The sequence below is a fragment of the Chitinophaga agri genome (assembly GCF_010093065.1).
Classification (GTDB): domain Bacteria; phylum Bacteroidota; class Bacteroidia; order Chitinophagales; family Chitinophagaceae; genus Chitinophaga; species Chitinophaga agri.
On record NZ_CP048113.1, the window covers coordinates 2655471 to 2668242 of the forward strand.

The following is a 12772-nucleotide window of genomic DNA, read 5'->3' on the forward strand; positions in this document are numbered from 1 at the left end:
AACGAACCAATGTTTTCGAAATCAACCTTACCCCTGGCTGCCAGTATCTTATGCTCGTTAGCACTGCATGCTCAGGAAAAAATCAGTGAACTGGATCCGGTAACCGTTACCGCCACTGTCAATCCTGTGGCTAGCTCCAAAACGGGACGAAATCTATTTGTTATCAAGGGTGAAGATATTGCGAGAATGCCGGTACACTCCATCGACGAGGTACTGCGCTATATACCTGGTGTGGAAGTACAATCCAAGGGCCCTATGGGGGCGGGTAGCGATATTGTGATCCGTGGTGGTACCTTCCAGCAGGTACTGGTCATCGTGGATGGGGTACGCGTCAACGACCCTAATACAGGCCATTTCAGCAGCTATATACCCGTAAATCCGGCAGAAATAGATCATATCGAAGTACTGAAAGGCGCTTCTTCCGCTATCTATGGCTCCGACGCCGTAGGCGGTGTTATACACATTATCACAAAAACATTCGCACATAATGCTGCCAGCACGCCCGGCAAAAAGATCACTGCGGGGGTAACCGGTGGTGCATACGGCCTGTTTAATGCCAACGCCAACGCTTATTACAGCACGGACCGGCTGGCAGTGAACATCGGCGGACAAACCAACAATGCGGATGGTCAGCCGTTAAGAGGCATTGATGGTTATTTCCACCTGCACACCGTCTCCGGATCGGCCAGCTACCGGTTGTCGGACAACTGGAAACTGTCTTACCGCCTGAGCTATGACAGCCGGAAGTTCGCCGCACAGAACTTCTACACCACTTTTGCCTCTGACACGGCGAGTGAGCAGCTTTCTACCTGGTGGCAGCAGTTAAACTTACAGTATCGTAAGGATAAGCATGCTTTCAGCCTTTCAGCTGGTTACAAGAATATGAACGACCACTACGTGTATAATCCTGTTTCTGTTGCCAATGACAACCGTAGCAAACTGTTTCAGTCACTGGCTATCTATGAGCATCAATTCAGTGATCATATCAGCCTGATAGCCGGCGGTCAGTTCCAGCAAAAAAACATCGTCTCTAACGACAGGGGTAACCATACCGTAAATCAGGCGGCTGGCTTTGCCTCCATGACAGCGACATTATGGAATGCGCTGACGCTTAGTCCGGCGATACGCCTCGACTGGGATGAAGGCAGTGGTTCCGAACTCGTTCCTCAGTTAAACGCCAGTTACCGGACAGGCAGGTTCCAGGTGAGAGGAAGCGCGGGTAAGACTATCCGTAACGCGGACTTCACCGAGCGTTACAACAATAATAATAAGCCACTGGTTACCAGCGGTAAGATCGGTAACCCTGATCTGAAAGCAGAAGGCTCCTTCAGTTACGAAGCAGGTGCCGACTACTTTGGTAAACACCTGCGTGTATCATCTACCCTGTTCCAGCGCAGGTATAATGACCTGATCGACTGGACCACGACGCCTTACGCCAATATGCCCTACAAAGGCAATCTCTCCCCTACCGGTACCTATTCCCTGGCCACCAACATTTCAAAGATGGTCACCAGTGGTCTGGAAGCTGATATTCAGTGGTCAAAGACCTATCATGCTAAACATACGTTCTCTGCTACCGGTGGCGCCACCTGGCTGTATTCCGATATCCGGGAAGGACAATCGTCCTTCTATATTTCCTCACATGCACGCTTCCTGCTGAATGGTATGTTACAGTACCGCAATCAGCTTTTTGCGATCAATGTGAATGGGCTGTATAAAGTGAGAGATCCGCAGTCTGCCGCCAATATCAAAGGTGCTGTTACTAAAGAATACTTCATAGCAAATGTGAAAGCAGATGTATTCCTCATCAAAAACAAACTGAGCGTATCTGCTGAAGTGGATAACGTATTCGATAAATCATATGCAGACCTTACCGGTGCACAGATGCCCGGTCGCTGGGTGATGGGTGGCGTACGACTGACCTTATAGATAATACATTGCCAGCAAAAAAGCGTCATCCGGAACGACCCGGATGACGCTTTTTTGATTACTTCACGCCTTTCTCCGCGTCCCAGTTATGCGCCTGTTTACGGATATACAGTATCTGTCCGGTATGATAGGCATTATGCGTATTCATGTTCGCAATATTCCCGTACCAGGATTGCAGCTTTGCTTCATCGGCCTCCTGGATCGCCTTTTCCCAGCCATCCATGACTTCCTTCAGCTGCTGCACCGTACTGGCCCAGGATGCTTCGGTAAAAGCATCAAAGGTTTCATTATTGTTACCATCGAAAGCGCTCTCCTTTTTTCCATTAAACTGATCAAGTAAGCGTTTATTCCAGAAGACCAGGTGGTGGGTCAGTTCGCCGACGGAGTGAACCGAATCGGCCGGCCTCCAGGAGGCCTGTCTGGCGGTAATTCCTTCTATACCTTTAGCAACAGGAACGAACCATTCCTGTTGGGTCCAGGTGGTTTTAAACTGTGCCAGTAAGATAGATTTCAGGGTAGCGGGCGGCCTGGTCTCCCTGACCTGGGCGATAGTTTGCTGAAAGCAGCATAAGCCGACCAGCAGCAGCAATCTGTGCATAAGCTAATAATTTTTCAGGGGTTAAAGTTTCAGCAAATATAAGCTTATCTCATCATCGCACTGCCAGGTATACATACCAGATGCGACTTATGGTGCGCCGAATATACAGGTGTCCGCGGCCTGTTGTCCTGCCGGCGTAAATTCTAATACTATCGCTGTTACAAATGCCGCGAGCAGCACGATGGCTACAGCTATCTTCCAAATTTCTGTTCTGTGTTTCATGAGAGAAAGTTACGTGTATGAAAATAACAATGGAACAAGTGATCCGTTCAACCGGACATATCATTCCGCCAAAGGGGCCATGCTCATGTTGAAAATCGGGGTGATCACCTCATACCGTCAGGGCAACTTAGCCACTAATTGTTCAGGCATCCATTTCAGTATCGTATAGATCATCTTCCATTTAAATCCGGGTACTATAATAAACCCATTGCCCGCTTCTACCACTGCCCTTGCAATGAAATCCGGCTCCAGCATCAGCGACTCAGGCAGCGCAAGTCCTGCGGTCATCTTACTGCGGATATAACCAGCTACGATCACATTCACCGTGATCCTCCGCTTAAACAGATACTGCCTCAGCCCTGCCAGGTATTGTGTGAAAGCAGACTTCGTACTACCATAAATAAAATTGCTCTTCCTTCCGCGCACACCGGACAAAGAAGAGAGTCCGACTATCCTTTCCAGGCGGACATTCTCTTTATCCATCGCAATGATATTCAGTATAGAGACGGCGCCTGCATAATGTACCTGCATCATCCGGAAACTACCGGGAAAGTCGAGCAGCGCGTCTTCATTGTTTTTGAGATAACCGGCCGCATACACAACAATATGAGGCTTCTCTGGTAATTGTTGATAGAAAGCAGCATGACTATCGAAGTTTGCCGCATCAAAATATAAAATGGTGACCAGCTCTTTCAGGCGCTGGTGCTGGCTAACAAACGATTGTAGTTCATCGGTACTGCGGGAAGCGGCTATCATGCGGAAGCCTTTATCTGCGTAGCGAAGCAGGGCTGCCTTTGCTACATCGGAGTTAGCGCCAAGGATGAGTACTGTTTTTCTCTGCATAAGACTAATATAAGCACTCCTGATCAATCTGCCACACTACTTTTAAGCAAATGCCTGAATTGGGTGGTAAGCCTGTTTTTATCTTCTTATCAATAAAAAAAGCCGGCACTTTCATGCCGGCCAAACTAACTTATCAATCTCATCACAGTCCCGGTTCAAAATCCAGCGACACGGAATTCATACAAAACCGTTTATGCGTAGGCGCCGGACCATCATCAAAGATATGCCCCAGGTGAGAATTACATCTCGCACATTCGACCTCCACACGATGCATACCATATGAATTATCGTCCTTGTAGATCACACTGTTTTCACGTACCGGCTCAAAGAAGCTGGGCCAGCCGCAGCTGCTTGCAAACTTTGCATCTGAACGGAACAGCTTATTACCACACACAGCGCAGTAATAAGTGCCTTTGGTGTCGCTGTCCCAGTACTGACCGGTAAAAGCGCGCTCTGTACCCTGTTCACGGGATACATTGTACAGATCGGCCGGCAGGATCTTCTTCCATTCCGCATTGCTTACATTCAGGTGCGTCGTATCAGTACGCGAGTAGTATGGATTGCTTTCCTTGTTCATATCTTTCTTCTTTTGTGCATTACCCTGACAAGCCGTTAGCAGCAGGGCAAAAAACATAATTACAAAACCTGCTTTCATTGTATATGGATTTTATCAAACATCATTCCTGTTTCAGTTTTCCTTTAAAAACCTCTCTGAACTTATCTCTCTTCGGTTTTACCACAAACTGGCAGTACGGCACACTCGCATTCGATTCATAATAGTTCTGATGATAATCTTCGGCGTTGTAGAACTTCGTGTACGGCGTTACCTCAGTTACAATCTCATCGGGGTAAGCCTTTTCTTCATTCAGCCGTTTAATGTAGTAGTCAGCCAGTTTGTGCTGCTCAGCGTTGTGGTAAAATATAGCAGACCGGTATTGTGTACCCTCATCATTCCCCTGCCTGTTCAGCGTGGTGGGATTATGCGATACGAAAAAAGCAGCCAGCAGTTCATCGTAGGAAATTTTTGAAGGATCGTAGATGATGTTGCAGGCTTCCGCGTGCCCCGTCAGTCCTGTACACACCTGTTTGTAACTCGGATTAGGCACGGTGCCACCGGTATAACCAGAGGTCACGCTGGTCACACCCTTTAACTGTTTAAACTGTTCCTCCACACACCAGAAACAACCGGCAGCAAACGTTGCCGTGTCACTTTTACTGGTAGCTGCCTTTGCCGCACCGGCCTTTTCCATTTCTTTGAATGTATTGCTTTTGCTGATGTCGGTATGTGACTGCCCACATGCCCAGAACGGTGCTAAGAGCATCAGGAATAAATAACTACCTGCCTGTTTGATCATTTGTCGTCCAATAAATGTTTTCATCTTTTTAATTTTCTACTGCCTGAAAAAATGTGTCCATCACCCTTGTTCCTATCTATATGCCCGGTGGACATTCCCGGACGTTCATTATGTAGTGTCTCTCTAATAAATACGAGAAATTAAATCGGCCGTGCTGAGAAAAACGTCTTTTAGATCAAATTTAACAAGACCATAACTTTTTGTCTAACAGCGTTAAATTAAAATCCAATCAGGACAAAAATACCCTGTAGTAAGAACACTGGCCATGACAGATTTACACTTTCTGATGTAAAATTTTCCCGTGGGATGAAATTTTTATAGTGAATGAAAAACCTACCCAACCTGCTGGAGAAGCACGCGCGTTAAAAGTGACTTATTGGAATAACATACGCTGCTCATTACCGCAGGTGGTGTATCAATAGCATTTGATATACCCCCTGCTTTTTTAGCACCTGTTAGTAATCAGATATTCAATCTCTCCCATCATCAATATATCATCTAAAGGTCACTTCAATATCTCAAGGATATATAAGTGACCTTTAAATAACGTACTAGTACTCAATTTATATGAATACCAGACAAATACTAGGAGACAGGTAGTACCTTAGTATAAACAACCTCAAAAGCAACTATTATGGCCATTGTTAAAGACAATATCCTGCTGCAGCTCGTCCGGGGCACAATAGGCAGACAAGTCACCATCTACGAACGGAATGGACAGATCATTATGGCGAAAAAACGCCGCCCGTCCAATAAAAAACCAACGCAAAAACAGCTGGAAGCGAGGCATAAAATGCGCATAGCAGCGGACCTGGCCAGAGACATGATGAATGACCCTGCGATAAAGGCCTATTATGCGTCACTGGCAGGGCCAGGACAGAATGCCTATAACATGGCCGTGAAAGATGCATACCGCTCTCCCGAAGTGCAGCAAATTCGCCTGGAAGATACGGCTGTTGTTGTGACAGCAAAAGACGACTTCCGGGTTGCCGAAGTGAAGGTCCAGGTAGTAGATACCGATGGTGTGATCACTGAAAGCGGACCTGCGGTTTTAGGAAGGAATGGCATAGACTGGTACTATCAGGCAACCACATTGCCGCCAGGCGGAAAGATCGTGATAGTAGCAGCAGACCTGCCAGGGAAACAAACCGTAAAAGAACTACCCATCAGCTAAAAAGAAGCGTCCGCACACTTCCCGGCATTACATCAGCAACAAGTCAGAAGAACAGAGCGCCCGTTTGTGACGGAACGCCCTGTCGTACGATATAGATAAAGGCTACTTCAGGTCTTCTATGGATGCACCAAAATTGATGTGCAGTACATTACCGTTGGGCAATACGAGCGCAGGTACCGACTTTACACCTGCTGCATCCGCATCCTTTACCTTGCTCTTCTCTGATCCGAGATGTACTACCTCTACCTGCGCGGCAGGGATCAGGTGAAGAATATCCTGTTCTGCGCTTACACAAACCGGGCAACCTGCATGATAAAAAACTGCTTTTTCCATGTTATCTTAATTTTTAATGTTTGATATAATAGTGTTTAAGATCGTGTTCTCATTTTCTGTGAGCGGCTTCAGCGGACTTCTCAATTCGCCTGCTTCCACGCCATATAGTTCCAGCCCTGCTTTAATCGCCCTGGGTAATCCCGTATTGACGATGAACTTTAACAGGTCCACCTGCTGATAGAACAGCTCCCTGGCAGTACTGTAGTCATTTTGCTGAATTGCGTCAAATAAGGCCGTATTCAGCTCAGGTATCAGGTTCGGCGCAGCGGTACACCAACCTGTAGCACCTGCTGCAAAGGCAGATAGCGCCAGTGGATTGGAACCGTTATAGAAAGCCACCTCTTCTCCCAGTTCTCTTCTCAGGTAGTGCATACGTTGCACATCCCCGGTGCTCTCCTTGATCATGGTTACATTCGGTATCTCCAGCAGGCGTTTTAAGAGCGCAGGAGACATGTCCACCCCTCCTGTCGCCGGATTATTATACGCCATCACCGGAATCGAAATACGGGACGCTACCGCGTCATAATGTGCCACGACTTCATCGTCGGTCAGTTTCCAGTAACTCATTGGGATGATCATCACTGCCGAAGCACCTGCTTTCTCTGCAAACCGGGCATGGTAAATAGTTCTCTCTGTCGTAAGATTGGAAACGCCCACCAATGTTGGCACCCGGCCTGCTACCTGTCTGATGGTCGCTTCCGTCACTGCTTCCTTCTCTTCATCCGTGAGATAAGGTAATACACCTGTACTCCCCAGCGGAGCAATGGCATGCGCGCCTGATACTACCAGCCTTTCCACCAGCTGCTGAAACAACGGAATATCTACCTTCTCCTGGCGGTCAAACGGCGTGATCGCATAGGCTATGACGCCTTTCAATAAAACATGATCCATGCATTTTTACATTTAAGTGGTTTACAGATCCCTTCCTTCTTCTTCCCGCAATGCCACTCCCAGGTTCTGCAACTGCGGAGCATTCTCACAGGCAATGTATTTTGCGGGTAATGCATCGCTGAGATTCTGATGCCTGTGCCAGGCCCAGGAAGGAATGTACACCGCATCTCCTGCCTCCCATTCCACACGCTCGTCTTCGATCTCTGTCCAGCCTTTCCCTTCAATGACATACAGGACGGTTTCATAGGTATGACGGTGACGGTTGGTCTGCTGACCGGGTAACAGTCCCCCGATGGTCATACTCACATTCCTGCTCGGCAGATCGACAAAGAACACCGGATGTTTTCTTTCCGTAGAAAACTGATCGTGCTCACCTGCACGCTCAACATTTTTGTGTATCAGGTGAGACGGCTTTACGAATGTTGGCCTGGCATACGTACGGTGAAAATCCTTTGAACTGAATGCCTGTTTTTCCTCCTTTGCTGACTGATCAGGAGCTGCTGGTGTGGCTGTTGTTTTAGACATAGTTTATATTTTTATGTTGATGTTTTCTGATTGCATGACAAAAGTAGTGTAGCTTTGGACCAGCAAACTGATACAGTTTTTACAAAAACAGCTAGTCCAGATGTTAAGACCTTGGCAACTCGAGATACAATTGGCCCCCCAGTCGGATAAGGCGATATACCTCCAGATCGCGGATGCCATCATCAGGGATATCCATTCCGGTCGCCTGAAAGCGGGCGACGCCCTGCCAGGCAGCAGGAACATGGCGCAGCTCCTGCACATCAACAGGAATACAGTGGTAGAAGCGCTGAATGTGCTGATCAATGAAGAATGGGTGGTATCTAAAGAGCGGAAAGGTATTTTCGTGTCAGAAACACTACCGTCCCTGTCAGGCGCCCGACGATCTTCATCCACACCAGTATTACCGGAAACCACTAAGGGACAACGGTACCATATCCAGTTCGACGATGGTCATCCGGATAGTAAGATCGCGCCGGTGGCCGCACTGGCCAGGGCCTACCGGCAACTGTTCAACCGGAAAGCCCGGTGGCAGCTGATGGGATACGCGGATGAATATGGTGACCCGGAGTTCAGGAAAGCGATCGTACATATGCTGAATCACCAACGCGGACTGGGCATTACTGACAATGCCATCTGTATTACACGGGGCAGCCAGATGGCGATGTACCTCGCATTCCGTTGTATGATTGAAAAAGGGGATCATGTCATGGTAGAAGATCCCGGCTATAAACCCGCCTGGAAAGCAGCGGCTGATGCCGGGGCAAAGCTGTTACCTGTCCGGGTAGATGAAGAAGGGCTGGTAATAGCAGATGTGATGGCCCATCTGCAGTCACGAAAGAAGATAAAAGCGCTCTATACCACTCCGCACAGACAGTACCCTACCACGGTGACGTTAAGTCTGCAAAGGCGCTTACAGCTCATCCAGCTGTCCAATGACTACGGATTTACCATTATGGAAGATGATTATGATAATGAATTCTGTTTTGGCTACCGGCCTACGCTTCCGCTATCCAGCTTCCGGGAACTGAAAAGTTATATTTATATCGGTACCATGAGTAAGGTAGTGGCTCCCGCATTACGCATCGGCTACCTGGTCGGCAATAGTGAGCCGTTTATTGAAAAGGTCGGCGCACTCAGGAAGATCATTGACGTACAGGGCGATAATATCATGGAGCAGGCCGTATTACAACTGATCAAAGACGGCACGATCAAGCGACATATCAGAAAAGCGACCCTTCACTATAAAGCCAAACGAGATGTGACGGCGGATCTGCTGGAAAAGCACCTGCAACACAGGGCTGATTATAGCATACCCGAAGGAGGACTGGCGTTCTGGCTTACACCGAAAAAAAGCATCAACTGGCAGCATGTAAGTGACAAGCTGCTCAGCAAAGGTATCAGGATCATTACGCCTGATAACTATAGCATTGACACACCCGTGAATGGTATACGGCTCAGTTATGGTGCACTATCCGAAGAACAGCTGGAAGAAGGCATTACAGAACTGGCAAAGCACCTGTAAGGGCGTTGGCGGTTCCGGCATGGCATGAGCTGTAAATACGGCACCTGAATTGCATTTATTGGGCACAGGGTTCCTTCTTTTATTCACTGATAATCATGCACGGGGTTTCATATCTGAAATACAATATCTCCTAAGTCCGGAATAAGAGAATGAATTACCTTGCAATGAACAAACTCCCATATACGAACTAATCATCCATTCTAACTAATCTCCATCAAAGTAACTATGAGAAGAAAACTGATCGCCATCTTAGTATTGGCCGCTACATTCCTTACCGCGCAAGCGCAGGAGATGACCACTGAACAGCAGAAGGTCATTGCTAATTTCATCAGCAACGTTAAACAGCAAAATAAGGAAGCATTGGCTGCGAGCGTTAAATTTCCATTGAAACGCGACGCCCCTATTCCGCCTGTTAATAACAAGGAGGAATTCCTCGCACGCTATAATGAGATATTTGATGAGTCATTGACCAAAATGATCGTGTCTTCCCGGCCCGAAAAAGACTGGACAGCGATGGGCTGGCGTGGTATCATGCTGGAACAGGGAAAAGTATGGCTGGATGATGATGGCGTGCTGATAGCTGTGAACTATCAGTCAACGATTGAAAAAAGAAAACAGAAAGCACTGGTTAAAGATGACAAAAAACAACTCTATAATACGGTAAAAAAATACGACAGACCTACTTACCTGCTGGAAACGAAAACGCACCGCATCCGTATAGATGATCTGGGACATAATAATTACCGTTACTCCTCCTGGCGCCTGCAAAGTAAAATGAGTGAAAAGCCCGACCTGGTGATTGAAGATGGCGAGGTATTCTATGAGGGTACCGGTGGTAATCATCATTATGAGTTCAGGAATGATGGCTACCTCTATAGCTGTGTATTTACGCTGCTGGGCGCAGATGACAGATCGCCTGCTGTACTGACCATATCCAAAGATGGTAAAGTACTGTCTACGCAGCCACTCACCGTTATCAGATAGACATAATCACACCAGGCATTTGCCAGGCAAACAGCAGCTAATTCATTACGGTATTTTCCTTCGGGGGCATTTCTTACTGCAATGCCCCCTTTTTCATGCTTATATCACTTTTTCAACATGTGAATAATCCGAATAACTTTTCCAAAGAAGTTATTTACATTTGCTTACAGTAAAGCAGACACGTAAAGTCAGATTAATTATTCAAGCCCCGGGCCGTCATCAATAATCAACCAAGAATGAGTTTATCATGTGAAAGGTTCTTTCGCATTTTTCCTTCGTAGACAAGCACCTGCTGATTAGCAATATTCAATATATCTGAAGCACAGATTATGACATAATTATAAACAACGGCTTTTGCCGGCTTTATTTCCGCTGTATACGGGGAAGTCTGGCGTTTATCTCAATACTATTTTCAACCTCGAATCAATTCCGATGAAAAACACGCGCAAACGATTCCCTGCAAAAGGGTTATCCCTCTTATTTATTACCGCCGTATGCTGGCTGAGTACCATTACTGTAAGTCTGGCACAGAACGTTGATCCTGCACAAAGTATGAAAAAGCGTATTCCGTACACGTTAAAGATCAATAAAGGTTCCTGGTGGGTAGGCGGCGGACTGGGAATCACGGGTTCCGTTACACCGATGGGACAATACATTGGTACGGCTGCACAGCTTTCCGCAAAAGCTGGTTATCATGTAATAGACAAATTGTCTGTCGGCCTGAGTGTGACCGGAGCACTCAGTATTGCCAGCAAAAAAAGCGCAGGGGTATACAACAGAGGCCTCAATGTACTGATGGGGCCTATCGTTCAGTATATGATCCCTGTATCCAGGTCCATCTTCCTCCAACCGATCATTGGCGCCACCTGGGGCCCGATGGGTATCAAGTCCATGGTCTCTCCGGCAGGTGCTGAAGAGCAATATGTCAAGATCAAGGGACATGCATTCTGTGAACTTGCAGGTATCGGACCGTTTTTTGAGGTAATACCAGGTAAAGCCAGTTTCGGCGCCCAGTTCTTTGTAACATCCATACAACAAACCACTAACGTGTATACAGATGGTGGTGAAAAGGTACCAGGCACACAGATAAAAGACCGGAAGACCGGCCCTGCCATGATCATGGAATTCCGGTTACACTTATAATATTCAGACAGAAAGGGGCAGCAGCAGCTTATGACAGTCAACAATGATCAGTTTTATACCAGGTTACCGGTAAACCATATTCCGTTGAGCGAACTGCTGATGGAAGAGCATCTTTTTTACCGCATACCGGAAGACTGGCATGTGATCATTACAGACATCAAAGGCTCTACAGCAGTCGTGCAAAAAGGCCTGCACGAGACTGTCAACCTGGTGGCTACAGGTAGCATCGTAGCCGTGCTGAATATCAGCTTCAAAGCAAATATTACCGTTCCTTTCTTTTTTGGTGGCGATGGAGCCACCTTTATCGTGCCCCCCGCTATCAAAGAGGCGGCTATCAAAGCGCTCCTGCTGTATAAAAACAATACGCAGGAGAGCTTTGCTATGGACCTGCGGATCGGTACTGTACCGGTGAGCGAAATATATGCTGCCGGGCATACTTTACGGGTGACCAAATTCACCAGCTCCGGCAACTTCCACATCCCGGTTATACTGGGTGACGGACTACATTACGCCGAAAGGCAGATCAAAGGCGAAGACTATATGTTGTCCGGAGATTTATCCGCCGGTGAAGAGATAGACCTGAGTGGAATGCAATGCCGCTGGGACAAGATCAAACCACCGGAACATCATTATGAAGTCGTATCGCTGATCGTAGTGGCTACAGCAGCAGAAAAACAGGCAAAGGTTTTCCAGCAGGTCATTACACATATAGATAGGATCTATGGCACGCCTGATAAAAGGCAGCCGATCTCTATCACACAGTTGCGGCTGAAAAGTACGTTTGCTAAACTGGGACTGGAACTAAGGGCCAAATTTGGCAGAAAAGGAATGTTGCGTCTGTTGCAGACCTGGCTCACCAACATACTTGGGCAGCTTTACTTCCGCACCAGGCCCGGCCGGACATATCTGACACGCCTCATTGAAATGTCAGATACACTCGTGATAGATGGAAAGATCAATACCGTGATCACCGGTACGGAAGTGCAACGCCGGCAACTGGTACTGGAGCTGAATAAACTCGAAGCAGCAGGCGAGATCTATTATGCCTTTTATGTGAGCAGGGAATCGGTGATGTCCTGCTATGTACGCGATTATAAAGACGAACATATCCATTTCGTCGACGGCGCCGAAGGAGGCTATACCCATGCCGCCGGTGTTTTAAAGCTAAAAATTGTCCACTTCTCCTCCTGATTTGTCTGCCTCCCTGATTCGTACTATCTGTTCATCTGCCAGGGCACTACCTTTGAAGAAAG

The 12772-nt window shown here is 47.3% G+C and carries 14 protein-coding genes; 6 read left to right on the top strand and 8 right to left on the bottom strand.

What is annotated here, in order from left to right; genetic code table 11:
• Nucleotides 1–9 precede the first annotated feature (9 nt).
• Nucleotides 10–1929, top strand: coding sequence for a TonB-dependent receptor plug domain-containing protein (locus tag GWR21_RS10295; protein WP_162331658.1), 1920 nt, complete (start codon nt 10–12; stop codon nt 1927–1929).
• Nucleotides 1930–1987: 58 nt separating this feature from the next.
• On the opposite strand, the gene GWR21_RS10300 is transcribed toward GWR21_RS10295, so the two are convergent.
• The 5 genes from GWR21_RS10300 to msrA form a co-directional block, all read right to left on the bottom strand.
• Nucleotides 1988–2527 (bottom strand): DinB family protein, encoded by a 540-nt coding sequence (locus GWR21_RS10300; protein WP_162331659.1) that lies wholly within the window; start codon nt 2525–2527, stop codon nt 1988–1990.
• An 87-nt stretch (nt 2528–2614) separates the two neighbouring features.
• Nucleotides 2615–2749, bottom strand: coding sequence for a hypothetical protein (locus tag GWR21_RS31685; protein WP_262888489.1), 135 nt, complete (start codon nt 2747–2749; stop codon nt 2615–2617).
• A gap of 117 nt (nt 2750–2866) precedes the next feature.
• Nucleotides 2867–3592 (bottom strand): SDR family NAD(P)-dependent oxidoreductase, encoded by a 726-nt coding sequence (locus GWR21_RS10305; protein ID WP_162331660.1) that lies wholly within the window; start codon nt 3590–3592, stop codon nt 2867–2869.
• Nucleotides 3593–3734: 142 nt separating this feature from the next.
• Nucleotides 3735–4247 carry a peptide-methionine (R)-S-oxide reductase MsrB gene (gene msrB / locus GWR21_RS10310; RefSeq protein ID WP_162331661.1) on the bottom strand — a complete coding sequence of 171 codons (513 nt, stop codon included), beginning with the start codon at nt 4245–4247 and terminating at the stop codon, nt 3735–3737.
• A 22-nt stretch (nt 4248–4269) separates the two neighbouring features.
• The gene (msrA, locus tag GWR21_RS10315; protein WP_162331662.1) at nt 4270–4971 is read right to left on the bottom strand and encodes a peptide-methionine (S)-S-oxide reductase MsrA; all 702 of its coding nucleotides are present in this window, start codon (nt 4969–4971) and stop codon (nt 4270–4272) included.
• A 610-nt stretch (nt 4972–5581) separates the two neighbouring features.
• On the opposite strand from msrA, the gene GWR21_RS10320 reads away from it, so the two are divergent.
• Entirely contained in the window at nt 5582–6121 is a 540-nt protein-coding gene (locus GWR21_RS10320) for a hypothetical protein (RefSeq protein WP_162331663.1), read from the top strand.
• Between the two features lie 102 nt (nt 6122–6223).
• Here the strand turns inward: GWR21_RS10320 and GWR21_RS10325 are convergent, their stop codons facing one another.
• Genes GWR21_RS10325 through GWR21_RS10335 form a run of 3 tightly spaced genes read right to left on the bottom strand, consistent with a single transcriptional unit; the run spans nt 6224 to nt 7870 of the window.
• Nucleotides 6224–6454 (bottom strand): thioredoxin domain-containing protein, encoded by a 231-nt coding sequence (locus GWR21_RS10325; RefSeq protein WP_162331664.1) that lies wholly within the window; start codon nt 6452–6454, stop codon nt 6224–6226.
• 6 nt (nt 6455–6460) lie between these two features.
• Complete coding sequence (locus GWR21_RS10330; protein WP_162331665.1) at nt 6461–7345, bottom strand: dihydrodipicolinate synthase family protein; 885 nt, start codon at nt 7343–7345, stop codon at nt 6461–6463.
• A gap of 21 nt (nt 7346–7366) precedes the next feature.
• Nucleotides 7367–7870 carry a cupin domain-containing protein gene (locus GWR21_RS10335; protein WP_162331666.1) on the bottom strand — a complete coding sequence of 168 codons (504 nt, stop codon included), beginning with the start codon at nt 7868–7870 and terminating at the stop codon, nt 7367–7369.
• 100 nt (nt 7871–7970) lie between these two features.
• On the opposite strand from GWR21_RS10335, the gene pdxR reads away from it, so the two are divergent.
• From pdxR to GWR21_RS10355, 4 genes are all read left to right on the top strand, one after another.
• Complete coding sequence (gene pdxR / locus GWR21_RS10340; protein ID WP_162331667.1) at nt 7971–9392, top strand: MocR-like pyridoxine biosynthesis transcription factor PdxR; 1422 nt, start codon at nt 7971–7973, stop codon at nt 9390–9392.
• Nucleotides 9393–9617: 225 nt separating this feature from the next.
• Nucleotides 9618–10376, top strand: a complete 759-nt coding sequence (locus GWR21_RS10345; protein ID WP_162331668.1) for a hypothetical protein — start codon at nt 9618–9620, stop codon at nt 10374–10376.
• 432 nt (nt 10377–10808) lie between these two features.
• Nucleotides 10809–11519 carry a hypothetical protein gene (locus tag GWR21_RS10350; protein ID WP_162331669.1) on the top strand — a complete coding sequence of 237 codons (711 nt, stop codon included), beginning with the start codon at nt 10809–10811 and terminating at the stop codon, nt 11517–11519.
• A 30-nt stretch (nt 11520–11549) separates the two neighbouring features.
• A complete protein-coding gene (locus GWR21_RS10355; RefSeq protein WP_162331670.1) occupies nt 11550–12710 on the top strand; it encodes a DUF3095 domain-containing protein in 1161 nt (386 codons plus the stop codon).
• Nucleotides 12711–12772 lie beyond the last annotated feature (62 nt).